Origin of the sequence: Pseudobacteroides cellulosolvens ATCC 35603 = DSM 2933, assembly GCF_001262605.1 — a bacterium.
GTDB classification, from domain to species: domain Bacteria; phylum Bacillota; class Clostridia; order Acetivibrionales; family DSM-2933; genus Pseudobacteroides; species Pseudobacteroides cellulosolvens.
In genome coordinates, this window is the sequence record NZ_LGTC01000001.1 from 4,507,869 (window position 1) to 4,530,617 (window position 22,749).

A 22,749-nucleotide genomic window follows, 5' to 3' on the forward strand; every position below is an offset into this window, starting at 1 on the left:
CATATGCAGAATGTATAAATATAATTCATATAGTTATTTATTATTTATAAGTCATTAAATATTTATAAGTCATTAATTAATAATATATTGGAGGTGTTGGAGATACAGTGGACGGCTGTACAATATCTACCTTGTTTAATTCTTTCAGATCCGACATGTTGTTTGCTTTTATCTTATTGTTTGACAATGTATAAAGAATGTCGTTTATATACATTATCCTGTTTATATAGTTGTCACTGCTACCGCTGTAATATGTTAAAGAATTGATTTTAGCCAATTCATCATCAGCAAGGTGCGTTATCCTTCCCTTTAATACAAAACCTTTTTCCATATCTATATTGAAAATATAAGCACCCTGGTATGCAAACTTCCCATATTGAGGCATTGTTGTTGAAACTTTAATGGATGTATCTTGCTTGGTTTCTGCCGGAATCTCATACAGTGATACAGGGAAAGCCATTATGTTCTTACTTTTAGAGAATAGAAGGGCTTTCGGATTGCGAAGAAGCTCTGACTCTGTTCCCCTGTCACCAATAAGTACCTTGAATTGCTCTTTAGGGTTATTGACATCTGTAATATCAAACATTGCAACTTTCATACCCTGATACCACGCAAATTGGTCTGAACCCGATTCAATTGAATCTTTTCCAAAGCCTATTACATGGTTTTCGTCATAAGGATGCAGATAATCACTATATCCGGGTATCTTGAGTTCTCCCAAAATAGCTGGCTTATTTGGGTCTTTTAAGTCAAAAACAAATAATGGGTCAACTTTTTTGAATGTAACCATATATCCCCTGTCGCCCATAAAACGAACTGAGTAAATTTTTTCTCCCGGAGCAATATTCTCTATTTTTCCTGTAACCTTAAAATTATCATCCATAACATATAAGTTGTTTTTTGAAATGTTTTCACCGGTACCAAATACTGAACCTACTGTAGTTGCTATTCTGAAGTATCCTTTGTTTTCATCCATTGAATATTGGTTTAGAATAATACCAGGAATCTCACCTTTTCCTTTAAATTTTGATTCACCCTTGTCAATGGAGAACTTGTATATCAATGTGTTTTGTGTATTATAAGCCGGCATAACAGATACCCCAACTGCAGGCCTTGCAAGCAGTACTGGATATGAATAATAGTTAGTCTCAGCAATATAAATATTATTCTGTGACACATACATTTTATCACCGGCACCAAGATAACTTGTGAAGTGAAGCTCACTGTTATTATCCTCAACATCTAGACCGGCAATATTCAAATAGTTTGGTCTTATAAACTCAGGGAAATAGTTAATTTTATCATAGTCAATACAATTATAACTATCACCCAAATTGGTATCACGGTAACGTGGTTTTGCATAATCAGTATCACCAAATTGTATGTAGTTGTATATTGATTTATTTGTTACCAAATATAATACAGAATCAATCTTTCTGGAGGAAATATAGTTTCCATCTATATCAACAACCCTGATTTTCTTGATATCTTTCTTGTCTGTTATATCAAGTATAAAAGCTTTTGTTGTTACCGTGCTATAAGTAGGAATAAAGTATGTTGGTGGTACTGCAATGCCCATAGATGATGAAGGTGCTGGGGTTGATTTTACTGCTGAAGTTGATGCTGTTGCTGGAGTTACTGAAGCTGGTGATACTGTAGATACCACAGGTACCGTAGATACCTTGGGTATTGGTGTTACTACAGGTACTAGTGTAGTAGGACTTACTTTAACACTCTCATACGATGTGCCAATGACGATAAGCTTATTTTTTCCAAGGAGCATTTCTCTTGGAGTAAATGAAGTATCAGCGGATAGGTTGAGAGTATTTACAACTTCCATATTATCTGCCGGATAAGCTTTTGCAACAACAATTTTATTCTTATTAACCTGGTATATGTACTCACCATCTGTTTGTACAACATCTGCTTCATCTACACCTTCCACCTGACTATTTACTTTTGAATAGTCAGTACTTTTTGGAGCACTTGGCGTTGCACCGCCAGGTACTGCTGTAGCATTTGGCACTGCAACTGGAGCTGGCGTTGGCATACCGCCTGCAGCCACTCTGCCATCTAAATAGTAGTAAGAAGAATAGCTGCTAGCCGGAATCATCTTCTTTAAATTATCGAATGAACCAACAACAGGTAATGGTGCAAAATGCTTTCTATAGTCTTGTGCTGTTTTATTAAAGTTTCTTGCAACAATAACTACATCAGCAATATTTATTGACCTATCTGCATTAAGGTCACAATCCTTTTTATATTTAGGACTGTCTGAGCTTGAATTAAAAGCTGTAGCAATAGTTATGGCGTCAGATAAGTTAACGGCACCATCCTGAACACCATCCTTTGCAACATCGCCGGACCACAACATGATAGGCTCTTTTTCCGTACTTATCACTGTATCTGCAAGTACTGCAACTCCCTCTACTGTTCTAGTAAGACAATTTCTTTTACTGAATTTAATTGTGTATCCTGACATATTCTCAGGAACACCAACGATTTCAAAATACCCTCTGCTATCAGCAGTTGCAGTAAGATCCGTTCCCTCAATCTCAACTTTTACCGGTGAATATACCATTATTTCATAAACTGGAGTACTCGGAGCTTCAACCGATACAAATCCTGAAACCTTATAGTTTACCTTACTGTCCTCAGCCTTTGTAACCAAACACATACTAAATAACATCAGTACTGCAAGTGTGATGCTTAATAGACTTCTAGTACTTCTACTAAAACTACTTGTCATAAGACCCCCTCTTTCTTTTTTTGTTTTGTAACTTTTATTATATAGACAATCCACTCAATGCAACTATCTATAAACCAAATTAACTGTAAATTAGAAAGTGTAGACCTAAAACACATTTGGTACTTTCATACAAGTATAAACAGTATTAATATAGATTTACTAACTTGTCATATTCTTCAATACATTAACATTTATTTCTTTGTTATGTATACCTTTATAATGTATTTTGTACGTTATTATTATATTATTTTGACACACACTTTGTCAATGATGATTAACGTCGTAAATAATATTATACACATAATTTGAAATGAAACATACGTTTAAAACTATAATTTAAAATATATAATAAATGATATATTAGATATTAGATATTTGATATTAGACATTAAATAATAAATATTAAATATTTATTATTTATTATTAATCATCAAATCTTAAAGTCTTTTTCATCAAGTCTTGACCAATTACTGTATTCTTAAATATACTTACTGCACTATCTATAAACTCTTCAGGGCTAGTAATGGATGGACTAAAGTGAGTCAGCCACATTTCCTTTACATTTCCTCTCAATGCTAATTGTGAAGCTTCTGAAAATAACATATGTTTTTTTTCAATAGCCTTCTTAAGCTTGTCATCTGTTCCATACATACCCTCACAAACAAATAAATCCGATTCATTAATAAAATCTACCATTGCCTCAGTTGGCCTTGTATCGGTACAGTAAGAAACTTTTAGTCCTCTTCTAGCCTCACCTAAAACCATATCAGGTTTATAAATCTTTCCCTCATATATGACTTCTTCACCTTTTTGAAGCTTACTCCATATTCTTTGGGGAACACCTGATTTATTTGCCTTATCAACATCAAACTTACCTGGGCGTTTTAAACTAAAGCTATACCCAAAGCAGGTAATGTTATGATCCAACAAAATATATTCTATTGATATACCATTAATATCAATGCTTCTATTATCACAATCATCAACTTCAATCAATTCCAGTTCGAACGGCAGCTGCGGCGATATATAGGTCAAGCATTCTACAACTTTTTTTAGCCCCCTTGGACCTATTATTTTAAGAGTTTCTTCCCTGCCGGAATTACCAATTGTAAGAAGCAGACCAGGTAAACCTGCAACATGATCGGCATGAAAATGGGTTATGCAAATAGCCTCAATTGATTTAAAGCCCCATTCCACATTCCGTAGTGTTATCTGTGTCCCTTCCCCACAGTCAACAAGTATCATTTTCCCATTAAACCTAATTAATGCGGATGTAAGCCACCTGTCAGGTAATGGCATCATACCGCCTGTTCCTAATAGACAAATATCAAGCATAATATTCTCCTAGCTAAGGTATGATTAAAATATTACTTCCAATTCCAAGCGTATGTTGACAAGTAAAGTCGAAACATTAGCCAAATTTATAGCAGAGGTTATATTTTGGTCATTCCTATTTTATTAGTTATCTCTCTTAATATATATCAGAAGAACAAATCAATTCTTAAATTCTATATAAAAAAGAGGTATGAAAAATTTACATTTTCATACCTCTCAATTATACTACGAATTTAATTATCTACATATAAAATTTATTATAATGAATAAGTATATCCAAACTTAACTGCGAGCTTCATAACGTCAGCCATATTTACAGCTCCATCACTATTCAAATCGCATGCAGGTTCGAATTTTACGTTTCCACTAACTGTACCAAAAGCTGTTGCTATTCTCATAACATCTACCATGTTAACAACACCATCACGATTTACATCTTCAGGTACTTTTCCACCTGTGTATGATGTAGGTGTAGGAGTATTCTTAGGTGGTGTAGATGGATCTATATCATTGTAAGAATCCAAGAAGTAAGTAATCCAAGCAAGTGGAGCATTCCAGTTGATTGTTACTTCGTTAGTTGACCATGATTCAACGTGGTCGAGGAAGCATTTTTGTGCTGGTGCCTTGTTAACCTTCAAACCTGCACCTGAAGCCCATGGGTCCTGACAACCGGAGTTTGGTCCGCCTGAGAGGAATCCCGGAGGTGCTGATGGGAATGAAGCATCAATCTGAGGACAGAAGAAACGGTGGTGTGGATATTTCAATGGGTTTTCTCCATATCCTGTTACATAGTTCTGTAACATTGGGTTACGGCCCATCAAGTAGTCCATTGATTCTGTAACACCGTTAAAGTATTTTGAATCTCCGCTTACATCATATGCATAAGCCATAACAATAGCTTCATTTATAACAAACGCATTTGATGCCCAAGGATAACCAGTTATTTCTTCTGACTGACCAGCAAACTCGTTTATATAAGTTGATTCTTCAAGAGGAATACCATAACCTTCTTGTGCTTGTACTCCTATGAATGTATCTGCTGCTTTTTTAATACTTTCACCAACTTCTGGGAACTCTTCTGATTTATGCAATGCGAGTGTAAGGGTTCCTAATCCACCTGTAGCACCCCAGTCAAAGCATCCAGCCATACCGTTGGACTCACCTGATAATGTAACAGGCATTTGGAAAGCATTCTTATAACCTTTTATATCTGAGAGGTATTCTGAATCACCAGTTGTAACATATAATTCACATGCAGCCCAGTAGAAATCGTCTTCTGTATAGTTATCACCATAAGTACCGCTACCAGGTTCCTGGCCGAATGGAGCATATATTGCAGGATTTTTCTTAGCAGCAGCATAAGCTGTTTCTGCTGCAGTCAAACATTTTGATGAGAAAGCTGAATCAATATCTTTCCACATACGTGCAGCTTGTGCAGCACATGCTGCGAGGTTTAATGTAGCTGCTGTTGATGGTGGATAGTATATACGGTCTTGATCATCCATATCAGGACGAGTTGCTAAAGCTGTCCAAGCTACGTCAGCCATCTTATGAACTGCCATACCTGCTCTGTCATAACCTGAAGGAATCTGCATTTTCAGCATCCATTCCATTTCCCAACGTGTTTCATCAAGTATGTCGCTCTTGCTGTTTCCACTTTCAGGAATATTCATTGTATCATCAGCAAATTGATCATCTGTTCCTTTTGCAAGGGAGTGCTCATATATGTTTTGTACTGTCCATAATGATATACCGCCGTTAACAACGTACTTACCATGGTCACCGGCATCATACCATCCGCCTGAACCTTCAATTGATGAAGGACCATTGTAATTTCTTCCTGTAATCAACTTAGGGTTATCAGTTGTATGACCTGCTGCACGTGCCCACTTGCTGTCAACACAGTATGGCATTTCTATTTTTATACCGCTTCTTGCATGATAGAAATATTTGAGTGCGTCATATTTCATTGTGCTGTACATATCATCGCCAATATCGAATTTGAAGCTTGAAGCACTACCTGCAACGAGCTGATAATCCTTACCTGGTGTTGTATAGTCTGAGAAATCTATTATTTGCAGTTCTTCACCGGAAGCATGGTCAGGACCATATGGCTGAGTAGTACCGGAAGCAACAACAGTTCCTGAACTGTTCTTTAACTGCCATGTAGTAGTAGATGCACCTTGATTAACTTTAAAAGTAGCCTTCTTAGCAGCATTTGGGAAATATCCAAGCTGATTTACACGAATATCTCTTGCTGGTGTTGCTGTAGGCACTGGTGTCGGTTTGAACTCGGGGTCAGTAAGTGACATCGATATAAAGCTGATATCAACTGGGAGTGAACTCACTAACTCACCGCCAAGATGGAATGCCCACTCAGCAGTCTTATAGTCTTTGTCTGCTGTAAATGTATCGGTTACATTAAGGGTTTGTCCTGCTGAAATTGAATATGGAGCCCATTTATTATTCCAGACTTCACCATAAGGTTCACCCATATCACCGATCTTTGCATAGATCTTGGTAGCTTTACTTGCTTTTACCGAGAATTTCACTGTATATTTGTGACCTGACTGAATTGACATTTCTCTGTGTCTGATTTGTACGTCCCATTTGTTGGTTCCTTTTCCTTCCATATGAACAACATACTCACCATTCTTTACTTCTGACCATGAGTTTTGCTCATTACTTTCGGATATGTGCCATGGTAAGCTGACCCCACCTTTAAAGTCTGTGGTCTGTAGAATTTCAGCTGCATTACCTGTCATCTTCGCTGCTAATGCTGTTGTACAAAGCAGCCCTATCACTGATAATTTTTTTAGCATCTTTTTCCCTCCTATTTTAGTAAACAAATTAATTAGAAACTGAACAAAAAATTTGTTTCAAAAGTGGTATCATCACTAAATAAAATTGATATATTACTTAACAATACATAACCAGTTTCCCAATAATATTTCGCTAAACTATTTAATATAATCTCCTATGACCTTATGAATATGGAAGTCTAACACTTTATCTTTTTGAACCTTTCACATCTTCGCCATTTAACAGCATTACAGCTTAAGTATACAACTAACTGCCCATTACATTTTGACAGTTTATTGTCAATTCGCTTAAACATATATTTGTTAAATAAAAACATACTGTTACATTGGGAATTGGGAAAATGAAGATATGAGTGCATAAATGGTAAAATATAAGGAACATTCCGTTACATAATATCAAGACTGAAGGAAAATTTACAAGATACTTATATAAAAGACTAAATCATTTATAAATACAAATAGTCTGGTTTAGTAACCTTCATAAAGTATATTTTATTCTTCTGTCTTACTAGAATATATAATATTAAAGTAGAATTCAGCAAATGTTATTTAGAAAATAGAATTTGTATTGAGTTTATAGCATATATTAGTGTATGATATTCACTTTTCAAAGAACATTTTTTGTACAATTTTCTAAAATCTATTTGTAAAACACCGTTATCACCAGAAGATAACAGCATATTACTTTCATATACACATATACTTTTTATTTTTGAATTGTATGTTAATTCTATTTATGTGAAAACATAGTCAATCGGTGATAAAAAATAAACGAGACAGCACTATATACGTGATCTGTCATTTTATTTTAGGCGTATATCATATTATTAAAACAATTACTTTATGAGCTATTGTAGCACATTAAAAGTTATTTTATAGTTAAATTTTATCCAAAATTTATATTTAAGTCAACTAATTTTCTGCTTTTTCATCCTTGTTACCAATATTGACAATTAAATAGCAAATCTTTTAAATTATTTTATTTATATTTCCTTCTACCAAATACATTTGTTTATACTTTTTGCATTTTATCAGTAAAAACATCAAGTCCAATCAGAAATCGAGTTTGACTAGAAAAGATAACTATATTAATATAGATATATAAATCAGGATAATTGTTTAACGAAAGGGGTTAGTATGTACTTAATAGCAGAAAAATCAAAAGTAACTGGAAAAATTAAAATTCCAGGTTCGAAATCGCATACCATTAGAGCACTATTTTTAGCCAGCCTCACAAAAGGAACTTCACATATTTACGATCCTTTAATCTCAGATGATGCAAATTCTGCAGTAAAGGTATGTAAAGCTTTTGGTGCAAACATCAGCTTCAAAGATAATAAATATGAAATAGATGGCTTTGGAATCAATCCAATGACCCCTGATGATATAGTAGACGTAGGAAATTCAGGTACTACAATGAGATTTGCGGTTTCAACTGCATCTTTGGGCAGCGGCTTTACAGTGTTGACAGGCGATTATCAGATAAGAAGACGCCCATTAGGCCCATTGATAGAATCTTTGAATGCTTTGGGAGCTGATATTTTATCTACAAGAAATAACGGACTTGCTCCAGTTGTGGTAAAAGGTATACTAAAAGGCGGTAATACAAGCATTGATGCAGTGACATCACAATATCTGTCTTCTTTGCTCATACACACTCCTCTTTTGCAAAGTGATTCTCAAATAAATATAACAAGATTGAATGAAGCTCCATATGTGGAAATGACCCTTTGGTGGCTTGACAAGCAAGGAATAAAATACGAAAATAACGACTTTAAATCAATATATATATACGGCAATCAATCATATAAGCCGTTTAACCTATCTATTCCCGGTGATTTTTCATCAGCTACGTTCTTTGCAGTTCAGGCTGCAATTTCCGGTGAAGAAATAGTAATGGAAAATTTAGATATGTCTGACCCTCAGGGAGATAAAATGGTTTTTTCCATTTTAAAAGAAATGGGTGCTACTGTAGATATAAACTGTAACAGCATTAGAGTTAAAGGTAACAGACTTAAGGGAATGGAAATCGATATGAACTCTATTCCTGACGCGTTACCTGCAATGTCGGTTTTAGGGTGCTTTGCTGATGGTGAAACTAGACTTGTAAACGTACCTCAAGCTAGGCTTAAAGAGACCGATAGAATTTCTGTCATGTGCATGGAGTTAAAAAAGCTTGGTGCAGATATTGAGGAACTTCCAGACGGCCTTATTATCAGGCAAAGCAAATTAAAAGGCGGCAATGTTGAAGGTCATGATGATCATAGAATTGTTATGTCTTTAGCTATAGCAGGGTTAAATATTGACGGTAAGGTAGTTATAAATGGTGCGGAGGCTTATAACGTAACTTTCCCGGAATTTGGCGACCTAATAAAAAGCTGCGGAGGAAAAATTCATCTAACTGATTCTATATGAAAAGTTTATTGATCTTGCTTTTGGCAAAGTATAATAGCTAATTGTAAATGGATTTACTACAAACAAAAGTAAAGATTACTACCTTTTCATTTATATAAAAAACATTATATAATATAGTTAAATATAATTATTTATGGAGATATATATGAATAAAAGCAATATAATAATGATAGGTATGCCTAGCTCGGGAAAAACTACAGTCGGCAGCTTATTGTCCGATAAAACCGGGAAAAGCTTTCTTGATACCGACCATTTACTTCAAAGTATAACAGGCTTATCTCCAAGGGACTATGTAATTAGCCATGGGCTGGAAAAATTTTTGGAGATACAGGAAAAGGTCATAATGGATTTGTCTGTAGAAAATTCAATAATAGCAACGGGCGGCGGCGTTATATATAGTAAAGAAGCCATGGAACATCTAAAAAAGAATGGAATAGTGGTATATTTAAAGACAGACTTTGAAATATTGGAAAATAGAGTTGCACAAGATAGAAAATTGGCACGTAAGGATGGAAAGAGCTTTTATGATACTTACTTAGAACGTATACCTCTTTATGAAAATTATGGGGATATATTAATAGAATGCAAAGAAAAGCCCTCTTCTGAGATTTCTGAGGAGATTTTGAATATTATACAAAGCGACAATATACTTTAAAAAATAATGCAACTTATACAAAAAACAATAGGATTAATTATTTGGACTTAATGAAAATATTTATAGATTTGTAAGTCCAGTATCATTTATTAGGGGTTGATGTAAAATTATGAAAAATGAAATATCCGTGCTAATAACAGACGACAATATCGAATTTGGTGATATACTTTATGACTATTTGAACCAGACCGAAGGAATCAAGGTTGTTGGAATAGCAAGAGACGGCCTGCAGGCACTTGAAAAAATCAAAGAATTAAAGCCCGAAGTTGTAATACTTGATGTAATTATGCCAAACCTTGATGGAATAGGTGTTCTTGAAAAGTTAGCTACAACACCTAATGTTAGAAAACCTATTTTTATCATGCTGTCAGCAATTGGTCAGGATATTTTTATTCAGCAGGCTATGTCCTTAGGAGCAGAATACTATATCGTTAAACCATTTAGCGTTGAGGTTCTCATTTCCAGGATAAAACAATTATATAGAGAAAATCGCGTATCATCCTTCCACGAGAGCAAGAACTATGTCCAAAAGGCTTCTTCATCCATTTTGAAGAATTCTGAAAGTGCAAATGATATAGAAGTACAGGTTACATACATGATGCGTGATATTGGCATACCACCCCATATGGCAGGTTATCAATATATTAGAGAAGCTATAGTGCAAACAGTTAATAACTCAAAGCTCTTTGGTTCAATTACAAAGGTTCTTTACCCATCTGTTGCACAGAAGTTCAATACAACTCCCCAAAAGGTGGAAAGAGCTATAAGAAATGCAATAGAAAGCACATGGGCAAGAGGTAATCCCGATAGCATCGATACTCTTTTTGGGTATACTATAAACTATAGCAAAGGCAAACCAACCAATTCAGAATTTATAGCTATGTTAGCAGATAAAGTCAGGATTAATATGAATTATCAAAAGCAATGATATACTTAAACGCCCTGCAATGAAAAAATATTAAAAACAAAGAAAAACCCTTAATTTTACAAAGGGTTTTTCTTTTGCCAAAATAATATAATATTTTATTAGTTTACGATATCCTTTAAACCTTTGCCAGCTTTGAATACAGGTGCTTTTGAAGCTGGTATAGTAATTTCTTCCTTAGTCTGAGGATTTCTCCCCTTCCTTGCAGCTCTTTCTCTTACTTCAAAAGTGCCAAAACCTACAAGAACAACTTTATCACCTTTTTTAAGGGTTTCTTGCACTGTACTGATAAGAGCATTTAAAGCAGCTTCGCTATTCTTCTTGTTTAAACCTGACTTTGAAGAAATCGCATTAACTAAATCTGTTTTATTCATTTACACAACCTCCTGTATTTGGAATTCGACAATATTTTATAATGAAAGTAGCATTAAGTCAAGCTTTTAGCAATAATTTAGTACTTTTTAACCATAAAAGTTAAATATTTGGCACATTCTTCCATTTTTTCGCACTAAACAATACATATCTCAACATTGCTAATATTATTTTCCAGCGTTTTAATAAAATTATTCTCCTTGTGCATTTCCTTTGATTTACCAACAACTACAAAATTAATATCATTCTCCTTTATATAATCTAGTATTGTCTCGACAATATCATCAGATCTTAATACTGATAAATTGGCACCAACTGATTTTGATACTTTGAATAAATACTCCAATGCCTCACCCTCTTTTACATTGTCTAGAAATTTCCATTCATTTTTTGCCACATGAATTACATGAAGTTCACCTTCATAATCACTCTTAATATTTGCGGCTTCTCTTATCAATCTTTCACAGGTCTTTTGCTGAGTAATACATACAAGTATATTACGTTTTGAATTCAAATACATGACCCCTTCCATTATGATAACTAAATTATACCATAAACTATATAAAAAATCACGAGGTGATTTTTGAACCTTGGTCGTTGTCGTGAAAAATTATCCAATGTTATTCTGCCTTTATATTGCCTTTTTTAGCATAGTATATTAATATTATTATAGCTTACATATATCAATAAAAATCTTACATAAGTAATGACTTAAATATTACTTATATTAAAAGTGTTAATAATCTACATTTGGCAGAGCAAATAACCAACGATTCTACGGGAATTACTTAAGACAAATACAATAGATTATCACCTTTAATATATTTGATTTTTATATAATCATACAAAGGAGGATTGTATGAAAACAATAACCACAGAGGAAATATCAGCAGCAGTCGAAAAGCTGTGTATCAATGCAAATTACTATCTGAATTACGATATAGCCAATAGTTTGGAATCCGGTCTTGTCATTGAAGAATCAGATACTGGTAAAGAAGTCTTAAAGCAGTTGTTGGAAAATGCCATTATAGCAAAGGAAGAAAACATGGCAATTTGTCAGGATACCGGTATGGCTGTCATATTTATAGATATCGGTCAGGAAGTTTCTATAGTTAATGGTAATTTGACTGATGCAATAAATGAAGGTGTAAGGAACGGATACCAAAAAGGATATCTAAGAAAATCTGTTGTATCTGATCCACTTATCAGGCAAAACACAGGAGATAATACCCCTGCTGTAATTCATTATAACATAACAGATGGCGATAAATTAAAAATAATCGTAGCACCAAAAGGGTTCGGAAGTGAAAACATGAGTTCATTAAAGATGCTAAAGCCGTCTGATGGACTAGATGGTGTTAAAAAGTTTATACTTGATACAGTTAGTAATGCAGGTCCTAATCCTTGCCCCCCCATCGTAGTAGGTGTAGGTATTGGAGGCACCATGGAAAAAGCAGCTATACTGGCTAAAAAGGCCTTATTACGGCCAATAAACGAGTTTAACCCGCTTCTTCACATAAAGGAACTTGAGGAAGAAATGCTCTCAAGTATAAATAAACTTGGTATCGGTCCTGCTGGTCTTGGTGGAAAGGTTACTGCACTTGGTCTCAACATTGAAATTTTTCCCACTCACATTGCAGGTCTTCCTGTCGCGGTGAATATAAACTGTCACGCAACAAGACATGCCGAGATAATTCTATAAATAAACCGGAGGCTTAAATTATGTATCATGATATAAATACTCCATTAACAGATGATGTGGTAATAAATCTAAAAGCCGGTGATACAGTTTATATAACAGGTACAATATATACCGCAAGAGATGCCGCACACAAAAGAATATATAATTTGATAATTGAGGGCAAGGAGCTTCCATTTGACCTTAAAAACCAAACCATATATTATGTCGGCCCCTGCCCTGCCAAGCCAGGTCACGTAATTGGATCAGCCGGTCCCACAACCAGCGGCCGCATGGATGCCTATGCACCCAAGCTTATTGAACTTGGGTTAAAAGGCATGATCGGTAAGGGTTTGCGATCTCCTGAAGTTATATCTGCCATCAAAACCTACAAATCAGTCTATTTAGGTGCTACAGGAGGTGCCGGTGCCCTTCTTGCCAAGTCAATAGTGAAAGAAGAGGTTATTGCCTTCCCGGAGCTTGGTGCTGAAGCTGTAAGAAAGCTTGAAGTTATAAAGTTTCCTGCCATAGTAATTATAGATTGTTTTGGAAACAACCTTTATGAGACAGGACGACAATCATTTTCATAATAAATAATAAATAATAAATAATTATGTCGTATTTAGTTTTACAGTTCTGTATCTATAAAGTAGTATATAAAAATATTAATTTAGTGTATAATAACTTATATTAAAAGTGGATGATCTTTTAATATAAGTATTAAAAAATAATTAATTGGTCGATTGGGCATTTTAAAAAGCTAAATTAAATTAGTAATATCAAGCATAAAATATTTTATAATGCATTTTTTGAAATGACCTAATTCAATTTTTAAGGAGGAAATACAAAAATGGCAAAAGTAACATCCGAAATGATAATAGCTGATGTATTGAAAATTGATAGAGGAACAATTGCAATATTTATGAATAACGGTATGCATTGTATTGGGTGTCCCTCATCTTCCGGTGAAAGCATCGCAGATGCTTGCAGTATTCACGGAATAGATCCTGAAAAATTGGTAAGAGAGCTGAACGAATACCTTGCTACCAAAGAATAGTGCTGGCTTAAATGGTCTAATTATATTGCACAAAGGGCTACATAAATAATTTCAACACATCAACCCGAACATTATTTATTGTTTGGTAAATAATATTCGGGTTTTATGTTGTCTTTTTATACTTAATCTGATAATATATATTTGGAAAATTGTTAATTCAAAATAAAGTTTATTTATGATTAGGAGGCACAATTTAATGTCTACAAAGATAGTAATCGGGACCCAATGGGGAGATGAAGGCAAGGGAAAATACATTGATATACTCGCTCAAGATTCCGATTTGGTAGTTCGGTTTTCAGGCGGTAACAATGCCGGACATACAATAGTAGCCAACGGAAACAAATATGCACTTCATCTTGTGCCATCCGGGATTTTACATCCAGGTAAAACTTGTATAATAGGAAACGGTGTTGTTGTAGATCCCGCTGTACTTATAAGTGAGTTAAGGTCCTTAAATGAAAAGGGTGTTAATACAGACAATCTGCTTATTAGTGATAGATCACATGTTATTATGCCATATCATAAGGTTCTTGATGAGCTTCAGGAGAAAAGCCGCGGTAATAACAGTCTTGGCACAACTAAACGAGGAATCGGTCCGGCCTATGCCGATAAGACCGAAAGATGCGGTATCAGGATGTGTGATTTAATAGACGAAAAGATATTTAGGGAAAAAGTTAAATCAAACCTTGATATAAAAAACCTGATAATTGAAAAAGTGTACGGCGGCGAAAAACTTGATGCAGACAAGATAACCGAAGAATACTTGGAATACGCCAATATACTGAGAAAACAAATTACCGATACCAACGCTTTTCTTTTCGATGCAATCAAGTCAGGAAAAAATATACTTTTTGAAGGCGCTCAAGCAACTTTCCTCGATTTAGATTTTGGTACTTATCCGTATGTTACATCTTCCAATCCTGTTGCCGGTGGTGTTTGCGTCGGTGCTGGTATTGGTCCGACATATATTAATGACGTCTATGGTGTATTAAAAGCATATACATCAAGGGTTGGTGCAGGTCCCTTCCCTACAGAGCAGGACAATGAAATCGGAGACACCATCAGAGAACTTGGCTTCGAGTATGGAACAACCACTGGAAGACCAAGAAGATGCGGTTGGCTTGACTTAGTCATGATCAGGTATGCAGCTAGAGTTAATGGACTTACTGCTTTGGCAATTAACCACGTTGATACAATAGGAAAGCTAGAAAAGATCAAGTTATGCACAAGCTATAAAAAGGATGGCGTCATTACCAACCACTTCCCTGCCTCTCTAGAAGAGCTATCTAAGTGCGAACCTGTGTATGAAGAGTTTGATGGCTGGAATGAGGATATCTCTGATATTAGGGATTTTAACAGCCTTCCTGCTAATGCTAAGAAGTATTTGTCCAGAATTGAAGAACTGGTTGAAGTTAAAGTAAAACTAATTGGTGTTGGAAATAAAAGAACCAATACAATCGTTGTATAATTTTAAAATAAATTTTAAAAAAGTTGTTGACAAACATATGGATTATACTGTATCATATGTACTTGTGTGGCTGAGGTAACAATACTGAAGCCACATGTACGGGCCATTAGCTCAGTTGGCAGAGCACATGACTTTTAATCATGGTGTCCCGCGTTCGAATCGCGGATGGCTCATTAAATAAAACCGTGTATTTCAAAATTGTTGAGATACACGGTTTTTGTTTTGGAACTAGCTTTATAATCAGTTGTTCATTATGGTAATTTCTCCTTTCATATCTGCAGGAGATTTTGTATCATATGCGTAAATACTTTTGCCATCTGTACAAAGTTTCCATACCCGTCCAAACCCATCAGCAAGTATGGTGGTATCATGTGTTTGCAAGTTGACACTTATAATGTGATTGTTATCATTGTAATATGCTGCAATATATAAGTAGTTTCCGAAACCTGTAATACGGTCTACAAAAAAGTTAGTTTTATTCATCCCAGGAATCGGAATTTTCTCCTGCTTGCCTGTATTCAAATTTACACCCCATAACCCTTTATCCTCCTGAGATGTATAGTAGTATTTTCCGTTAAGGAAGCATCCTTCATGTACTCGCAGATTTGACAGCTTTCTTCTTGTTCCTGTAGCAATGTCAATAAAGAAAAGTCCTGAATCATTTTTCATGCTAGCATCAGCTATAACTATATTTTTATCTACCGTAAGGATATGCCACCACATATCCTCACAACCATTAAAAAGCACAATGTCTTTACCTGTTGATAAATCGTATATATGAATTTCATATTCATTAAACCCTCCTTTTTTGGAATCCTCAAATGCAATATAGTAAAAAAGCTTGCCATTGTTAACTGTATTCAACCAAATGTTTTTACCTGTTAAAAGCTGTTTTGATATGTTATCTTTTAAACTTCTTTCAAATATGCCTTTACCATTACTATAATAAATATAACCCTTTTCTTCAAAAAATGAAGAACCAGGGGTAATCTCAATATTCGCAACAAATTTTCCGGCATTCGATAATTTATCAAAGTAAAAAAGCTTATCTCCATGATTTGTATAAAACAATGTGCTGCCGGATAAATGCATATCATTTACTTTGCCCGCAATTCCACCTGATCTAATAATGCCATTGCCATTTTCGCTCCCAACGCTTCTATCAGCCCCATTTTCCTGCTTAAACCCGTATATGACAAATATGCCTAAGCTAACAATTAGAATGGCTAATGAGCCTCCCAATAAGATCAGACGCCTATTATTTTTTGTTGGAACATATTTATTCACAATGGAAACCCTCCCTTAACATCTTTTGCTCGGTCTTAGCATTAACATGGATATAATTTTCCACCCTATAAATTATAATATCATATTTCAGGCAAATGTTTTAACTATGTGCCATAATATTACTCCCATGTATACATAATCAGCTGTATTTAACACTTTTTATCCATAACCATAACTTTCCCGACAAAAAAATAATTTTTTTTAAAAATATGCTTGACTTTTTTCTCTATCCCGGTTAAAATATTTTTTGTCGGCTGAAAACAACGGCGACGAAAATAAGGCCCATTGGTCAAGTGGTTAAGACACCGCCCTTTCACGGCGATAACAGGGGTTCGAGTCCCCTATGGGTCACCAAAAAAGAAACTGGTTTAATACATCAGTTTCAAATATGGCCCGGTAGTTCAGTTGGTTAGAATGCCAGCCTGTCACGCTGGAGGTCGAGGGTTCGAGCCCCTTCCGGGTCGCCATTAAAACTTAATATGCTGGTGTAGCTCAGCAGGTAGAGCAGCTGACTTGTAATCAGCAGGTCGGGGGTTCGATTCCGTCCACCAGCTCCATATGGAGGGGTTCCCGAGTGGCCAAAGGGGGCAGACTGTAAATCTGTTGTCGCTGACTTCGATGGTTCGAATCCATCTCCCTCCACCAAAAGCTTCCTAATCAATAGGAAGCTTTTTTGATCTTCAATTTTTTGTCGGGAGTAAAATACCATACCCTACCACATTCATGATAATTTAATATTGAATTGAAATGAAAAACGAAAAAGAAGAATAGGTTTTAATCATCAAAGATACTGCATTTTTCCCGCAAATAAAAAAGGATGGTATTTACCATCCCCTGAGTCCTTTTTTGTCTTTTTCGATATTTTTTGTCTGTCTGATAATATACAAGGGTCTTCCTTTAGCTTCATCATAAATTCTTCCGATATACTCACCAATTATTCCAAGTATCATAAGTACAATTCCGTTGAAGACAATTGTTATTGCCATCAGTGAAGGCCAACCTTGCTGAGTATTCTTTATAAACAAGGCCTGGAATATAATTACCAACAAATATACAAACCCTATAAAAGATATTATAGTTCCGGCATATGTGGCTATTTTAAGAGGCTTATAGGAGAATGATGTTATAGCATCGAAAGCAAACTTTATCATCTTTTTAAGAGGGTATTTTGTTTCACCCGCAAAACGCTTGTCCCTGCTAAATTCAACGCCAATCTGCTTAAACCCTAACCAGCTTATTAATCCTCTAATATAACGGCTTCTTTCACCAACATTTGATAGTGCTACGCAAACCTTTCTGTCAATCAACCTGAAATCCCCTGTATCAACTGGAATATCCACATCGGTCATTCTTCTAAGCAATCTGTAAAAGGCAGCTGCAGTAAATTTCTTAAAGAATGTATCTCCCTTTCTTTCTATTCTTTTTCCATAAACTACCTCATAGCCTTCCTTCCACTTTTCTATCATTTTGGGAATAACCTCAGGCGGGTCCTGCAGGTCAGCATCTATAACGATAATTGCTTCTCCTTCTGTATAATCCATACCTGCAGTTATTGCTATCTGGTGACCAAAATTCCTTGAGAAATCAAGGAATTTTATATTTTTATCCTTTTCGCATATTTCATTAACTATAAACGCGGTTTTATCCCTGCTTCCATCGTTAACAAATATTATTTCATATGGCTCATTAACTGAATCCATAACCTTTTTTAATCTTTTATAGCTTTCAAGCACAACCTGTTCTTCATTATAAACAGGCACAACAACGGAATATATCACAGAATCCGACATCTAAAAGCCCCCTTTTTTTGAAATGCCCAATTGCCCCGTTAATTTGGGATAACACCTAATTTCGCTTATTCATATTCATCATAATCATCACTATTATTTTCATCATCATCAGAATCATAATAATCGTCTTGGTCGTCAGTCTTTTTAGCTTTTCCGGATTTGGAAGCAGTAAAGACTATATATATTATAAGTCCTACAACTATAAGTGCAACTATTATAACAACTATAATCGTCCCCATGCTGTTAGATTTTTTTCCACCAGAAGCTGTATTCTCAGCAGGCTTATTTTTTTCGATAGGAGCTACGCTAACTCCGTTTGGAACGTTAGTAACCTCCTCAAGGGATAAATCATCAAAATATGCCTTTCCCTTATTCATATTACCATGTCCGCCAAGGCTAACTGTTACTACTACACCATTAATGCCGGCACCAGGTTTAAAATACATTTCTGCATATTGCCACTCGTTATTAGTTCCTTTTAAATCTTTAGATGAGAACACATAATCCAGCAATGAAATAATTGCGCCTGTTCTTTCGGATCCTACATTCTCTGTCTTAACCCAGCACGAAAGCTTATATGTGGCATTTTCCTTCACAGCTACAGTCTGCTTATATCTGGCATCATTTTCATTTTCACTTGTTATTGACACATACTTTTTACCATCGTGACCTGCACCATCTTCCAATTTAAACACTGATCCGCTGTTATATCCCCATGTTTCCCAGCCGGTTGGGTTCTCACCGTTAACCTCTTCAAATGAAGGGTTATTTAATAGATTACCTTCAGCATAAATTGAAGCTGCAGAAAACGTTAATATTATCATTATTATAGCCATTACTAACTTTTTCATCGTATTAACCCCCAGTTTTTCCTTAATATGCTATGGCAAAGTCTTTTTCAAAACATATATAGATGATAAATGTTCTTGTCATCCAGCTTAATCTGATTATTCATCATAATCCTCTTCATCGAATTCTTCTTCAGTCTCTTCAGTTTTCTTGTCTTTCTTATTATCTGCCTTATCATTTTCTGATGCATCACCATTCTTTGCTGCTTTTTTGGAGTACTTAATCTCAGCATACATCAAAGCACCTAAAACAGCAATAATTAATAAAATTATAAGTACTATTTTAAATGAGCCCGATGATTTTTTCTCCTCTGTAGTGCTGCTGCTTTTTTCACTATTTGAAGAATCAGAGCCAGGAATTAGAAACTCATTAACCACTACGCCTTGCGGCACTTCATTAATAAGTTCAACAGACATGTCATCAAAGTATGCAGTCCCTTCGTTTGTCGTTCCTTGACCTCCTAATCTGCACCCAACCTTCAAGTTATCACTATCAGTCATCTTTATGTATAATGATAGTTCTTTCCAATCATTCTTTGTATCGGAGTATTCCACAGATGTGTGAATACCTTTACCGTTCAGTAATGTTAAATTTGCCGATCCGGCCTTGTTTAATATCCCTTCTGCTTTTATCCAACTGCTGATCTTATAAATTTTGCCCGGCTGAACCTGTACATCCTGAAACACTTTTGAATCATTAAGTTTAGTATTTCTTATTACCAGAGCCTTTGAATTACTTCGCCCTTTTCCATCTTCTACAGATACTTTACCAGCATCAGCATCCTTTAGATAAACATCAGGTGCCCAGTTAGCCGGAAGTTGTCCACTTACTTCCTCAAATCCTGGATTTTTTAAAATATTCCCCTCATCACCGTAAGCAATAAATGCAGTTGCTGCAAAAAGTACTGAAATGATAGAAATTAATATTATACCTTTCTTTAACATCATAATGCCTCCTTTTATAATTAAAACTATTAAAATTGATTACTTGTTTAAAATTTCGCCAGCCATAGATTCTACAACTTCTTTTCCCAGCTTTATACTAAAATTTATACCTCTGTCATTTGGATATATTTGTGAAGTATTAGCCATGTATAAGTTCTTTATTGGTGTTTTATATTTGGGTTTTATTTTTGAGTAATTCATAGGCCAAATAGGCTGTGCATACCTGTCTTTAAATATCAGGCAATCTTCAATTATATCCTCCTTAAAGTCTGGATATATCTTCCTCAAGTGTTTAATATAATTGTTTTTTACTTCCTCATCACTCATCTTTAGATATTCACTATTTACATTCAAGTACTTGGAGAAGTACACTATTACTTTCCCACCATAAACCTCTTTAGGAATAAAATTGGTATGTTCAATAAGTCCTCCGTAAGGAATTTCATCATCAGCTACATTGAGCCAATAGAAGTCACTGAGCTTTTCCTTAAGTACCATAACCACAATCATGGAACAATCATATTTTACTACCCTTAAAGGAGCTATATAATCTTCAGGTGCGTTTTTGCATACATCAACAAAATGCTGAAGTGCAGGGGTAAACACTACATAATCATAGTTTTTTACTTCGTTATTAACCCTTATACCTCTGCACACTCCATTTTCCACTATTATCTCTTGAACTTCGGAGTTTAGATGGATTTTCCCGCCTTTTTTCTCTGCTTCATCAGCGAGCCTCTTAAGAAGTGTGTAAAAGCTTCCTTGCATATAACCGAGAACCTCATCCTTAGCTCCTTTTGTCCTTGATCTCACCCTTTGGACAATTCTTTCCCAAATCCATACCGCAGGAATCTTATTAAAATTTTCCCCAAACTTTATTTTCATCATGGGTTTCCAAAACTTATCCCAGCCTTCTTTTCCTGCGTACTTTATCAAGTATTGCTCTGCAGTTATATTTTCCAGTTCATCATTGTACTTATGCCTTGATATAATAAGTGAAGACATACCCAGCTTTATTCTGTCCATAAAACTCAATGGCTTAAACATCATTATATCAATGGGCGTAGCAAAGGGGTATGACTTTCCCTTACAATAATAGCCCATTTTGGTTTTTATCCACATTAAAGAATCTTCAAGCTCTAACTCGCTTATAAGCTCCATGAGATATTTATCATGGGTAAAAACATGATGATAATATTTTTCTATAAGAGTATTGCCAAGCTTGAATACCCCCGCCAATCCCCCAATATCAGAGGACTTCTCATATATATCCACTTGTGCGGAGAAGTTTTTCTGGATATAATAAGCAGTTGATAATCCGGCTACACCGCCGCCAATAACAGCAATCTTCATTTTGGCCTCCGTTAAATATATTAAAATTAAATTTTAATTTCTAAACTTTCATTTTGTTCTTAATTTTCCAGCTTCTTATCTCTAATTGATGTTACCAAGGATAATGACAATCCCTCTTTTAATAGGAATATAAATCCTAATGTAGTTACGGGTACGTATAAAAATACCCTGTATACCAGAGCAAAACCTATTGCAGTATTGCCTGCAATTTTAAAAACATTAAGGGCTGTACTGCATGCTCCCTCAAATGTTCCAAGGTTACCAGGTGCAGATGGAATCATTATTCCAAAATTAGTTACCACAAGGGTAAACACTGACAGATAAAACACATTGTCAACCCCAAATGCAACAGCAATAGTTAATACAAGGCTTCCCTCTAATGCCCATATGATAATGGAATACATTATTACAGGCATTAAGCTTTTTTTATCCTTGATAATGTCAAACCCTTCGATAAGTTTAGTTGTTATTTTCATTATATTAGTGCCAATCTTTTCAGGAAGCAACCCTGTAATAAATTTCACAAGTTTCAATGCACGTTCCTTGAACAGAACTACAAAAATCGTAAAAAGCAAAGCACCGGCAAATATAATTGTTGCGATTAGTCCCAAACTCTTTATTGATTTTGGAAACGGATAAACCAGTGAAATAGCTCCCATAAAAAGAAGCAGCGTTATTCCGTCATAAATCTTCTCTACAATCACTGTTGAAAGGGCGGCAGTTTTACTTATATTATGGTTCCTGCCAATTAGATAAGCCCTTACAATATCTCCTCCCCTTAAAGGGAGTACGGAATTAGCCATATAGTTGATACATATTATAGGAAACAAGCTGGAAGTTTTAACTTTTTTAATGCTTCCAAGCATCGCTGACCACCTCAGGCTTCTCACCCAATAGCTGCTTATCTGAAGCAATATAGCCGGAACGATAACAAGGTAATTTATACCTAGAAGAACATCTCCAAGCTTTTTAAACTCTACATTTCTAAACAGTAAATATAGCAATACTATACTAATAGCAATACCAATCAAGTTTTTAATCTTTTTCATT

The 22,749-nt window shown here is 35.1% G+C and carries 18 protein-coding genes and 5 tRNA genes; 12 read left to right on the forward strand and 11 right to left on the reverse strand.

Going from position 1 to position 22,749, the window contains the following annotated elements:
* Positions 1-76: 76 nt before the first annotated feature.
* The 3 genes from Bccel_RS18440 to Bccel_RS18450 all read right to left on the reverse strand — a co-directional run bounded on the left by Bccel_RS18440 (position 77) and on the right by Bccel_RS18450 (position 6,906).
* On the reverse strand, positions 77-2,749 hold the full coding sequence (locus tag Bccel_RS18440) for a beta-propeller domain-containing protein (RefSeq protein ID WP_050753619.1): 2,673 nt from the start codon (positions 2,747-2,749) through the stop codon (positions 77-79).
* Positions 2,750-3,172: 423 nt separating this feature from the next.
* Complete coding sequence (locus Bccel_RS18445; RefSeq protein ID WP_036936732.1) at positions 3,173-4,084, reverse strand: ribonuclease Z; 912 nt, start codon at positions 4,082-4,084, stop codon at positions 3,173-3,175.
* Between the two features lie 257 nt (positions 4,085-4,341).
* A complete protein-coding gene (locus Bccel_RS18450) occupies positions 4,342-6,906 on the reverse strand; it encodes a glycoside hydrolase family 9 protein (protein ID WP_036936730.1) in 2,565 nt (854 codons plus the stop codon).
* A 1,137-nt stretch (positions 6,907-8,043) separates the two neighbouring features.
* Between Bccel_RS18450 and aroA the strand changes: the two genes are divergently transcribed.
* The 3 genes from aroA to spo0A all read left to right on the forward strand — a co-directional run bounded on the left by aroA (position 8,044) and on the right by spo0A (position 10,904).
* Entirely contained in the window at positions 8,044-9,321 is a 1,278-nt protein-coding gene (gene aroA, locus Bccel_RS18455; RefSeq protein ID WP_036936726.1) for a 3-phosphoshikimate 1-carboxyvinyltransferase, read from the forward strand.
* A 145-nt stretch (positions 9,322-9,466) separates the two neighbouring features.
* Complete coding sequence (locus tag Bccel_RS18460) at positions 9,467-9,976, forward strand: shikimate kinase (protein WP_036936723.1); 510 nt, start codon at positions 9,467-9,469, stop codon at positions 9,974-9,976.
* A 109-nt stretch (positions 9,977-10,085) separates the two neighbouring features.
* A complete protein-coding gene (gene spo0A, locus Bccel_RS18465) occupies positions 10,086-10,904 on the forward strand; it encodes a sporulation transcription factor Spo0A (protein ID WP_036936720.1) in 819 nt (272 codons plus the stop codon).
* A gap of 98 nt (positions 10,905-11,002) precedes the next feature.
* Here spo0A and Bccel_RS18470 read toward each other — a convergent pair whose 3' ends face one another.
* Both Bccel_RS18470 and Bccel_RS18475 read right to left on the reverse strand, forming a co-directional pair.
* Positions 11,003-11,275: an HU family DNA-binding protein gene (locus Bccel_RS18470; protein WP_036936718.1), complete on the reverse strand. Its 273-nt coding sequence runs from the start codon at positions 11,273-11,275 to the stop codon at positions 11,003-11,005.
* Between the two features lie 134 nt (positions 11,276-11,409).
* Positions 11,410-11,787 (reverse strand): universal stress protein, encoded by a 378-nt coding sequence (locus Bccel_RS18475; protein WP_036936714.1) that lies wholly within the window; start codon positions 11,785-11,787, stop codon positions 11,410-11,412.
* A 345-nt stretch (positions 11,788-12,132) separates the two neighbouring features.
* Here Bccel_RS18475 and Bccel_RS18480 point away from each other — a divergent pair, with 345 nt between their 5' ends.
* The 5 genes from Bccel_RS18480 to Bccel_RS18500 all read left to right on the forward strand — a co-directional run bounded on the left by Bccel_RS18480 (position 12,133) and on the right by Bccel_RS18500 (position 15,649).
* Positions 12,133-12,975 carry a fumarate hydratase gene (locus Bccel_RS18480; protein ID WP_036936711.1) on the forward strand — a complete coding sequence of 281 codons (843 nt, stop codon included), beginning with the start codon at positions 12,133-12,135 and terminating at the stop codon, positions 12,973-12,975.
* 20 nt (positions 12,976-12,995) lie between these two features.
* Positions 12,996-13,541, forward strand: coding sequence for a Fe-S-containing hydro-lyase (locus tag Bccel_RS18485; RefSeq protein ID WP_036936708.1), 546 nt, complete (start codon positions 12,996-12,998; stop codon positions 13,539-13,541).
* Between the two features lie 260 nt (positions 13,542-13,801).
* Positions 13,802-14,008, forward strand: a complete 207-nt coding sequence (locus tag Bccel_RS18490; protein ID WP_036936705.1) for a DUF1858 domain-containing protein — start codon at positions 13,802-13,804, stop codon at positions 14,006-14,008.
* A 196-nt stretch (positions 14,009-14,204) separates the two neighbouring features.
* Positions 14,205-15,476, forward strand: coding sequence for an adenylosuccinate synthase (locus tag Bccel_RS18495; protein ID WP_036936702.1), 1,272 nt, complete (start codon positions 14,205-14,207; stop codon positions 15,474-15,476).
* 100 nt (positions 15,477-15,576) lie between these two features.
* A tRNA-Lys gene (locus Bccel_RS18500) sits at positions 15,577-15,649 on the forward strand.
* 67 nt (positions 15,650-15,716) lie between these two features.
* Here the strand turns inward: Bccel_RS18500 and Bccel_RS18505 are convergent.
* Positions 15,717-16,763: a DUF5050 domain-containing protein gene (locus Bccel_RS18505; protein WP_036936699.1), complete on the reverse strand. Its 1,047-nt coding sequence runs from the start codon at positions 16,761-16,763 to the stop codon at positions 15,717-15,719.
* A 279-nt stretch (positions 16,764-17,042) separates the two neighbouring features.
* On the opposite strand from Bccel_RS18505, the gene Bccel_RS18510 reads away from it, so the two are divergent.
* The 4 genes from Bccel_RS18510 (at position 17,043) to Bccel_RS18525 (ending at position 17,408) form a co-directional block, all read left to right on the forward strand.
* A tRNA-Glu gene (locus Bccel_RS18510) sits at positions 17,043-17,117 on the forward strand.
* A 36-nt stretch (positions 17,118-17,153) separates the two neighbouring features.
* A tRNA-Asp gene (locus tag Bccel_RS18515) sits at positions 17,154-17,230 on the forward strand.
* Between the two features lie 14 nt (positions 17,231-17,244).
* Positions 17,245-17,320 (forward strand) — tRNA-Thr (locus tag Bccel_RS18520).
* Between the two features lie 3 nt (positions 17,321-17,323).
* Positions 17,324-17,408, forward strand: a tRNA-Tyr gene (locus tag Bccel_RS18525).
* 179 nt (positions 17,409-17,587) lie between these two features.
* Here the strand turns inward: Bccel_RS18525 and Bccel_RS18530 are convergent.
* The 5 genes from Bccel_RS18530 to Bccel_RS18550 all read right to left on the reverse strand — a co-directional run bounded on the left by Bccel_RS18530 (position 17,588) and on the right by Bccel_RS18550 (position 22,748).
* Positions 17,588-18,553: a glycosyltransferase family 2 protein gene (locus Bccel_RS18530; protein ID WP_036936696.1), complete on the reverse strand. Its 966-nt coding sequence runs from the start codon at positions 18,551-18,553 to the stop codon at positions 17,588-17,590.
* Between the two features lie 65 nt (positions 18,554-18,618).
* On the reverse strand, positions 18,619-19,404 hold the full coding sequence (locus Bccel_RS18535; RefSeq protein ID WP_050753620.1) for a carbohydrate binding domain-containing protein: 786 nt from the start codon (positions 19,402-19,404) through the stop codon (positions 18,619-18,621).
* Positions 19,405-19,500: 96 nt separating this feature from the next.
* Complete coding sequence (locus tag Bccel_RS18540) at positions 19,501-20,349, reverse strand: carbohydrate binding domain-containing protein (protein ID WP_152966045.1); 849 nt, start codon at positions 20,347-20,349, stop codon at positions 19,501-19,503.
* Between the two features lie 36 nt (positions 20,350-20,385).
* A complete protein-coding gene (locus Bccel_RS18545; RefSeq protein ID WP_036936690.1) occupies positions 20,386-21,699 on the reverse strand; it encodes an NAD(P)/FAD-dependent oxidoreductase in 1,314 nt (437 codons plus the stop codon).
* 59 nt (positions 21,700-21,758) lie between these two features.
* Positions 21,759-22,748, reverse strand: a complete 990-nt coding sequence (locus Bccel_RS18550; protein ID WP_036936687.1) for a lysylphosphatidylglycerol synthase transmembrane domain-containing protein — start codon at positions 22,746-22,748, stop codon at positions 21,759-21,761.
* Between the last annotated feature and the right edge of the window lies 1 nt (position 22,749).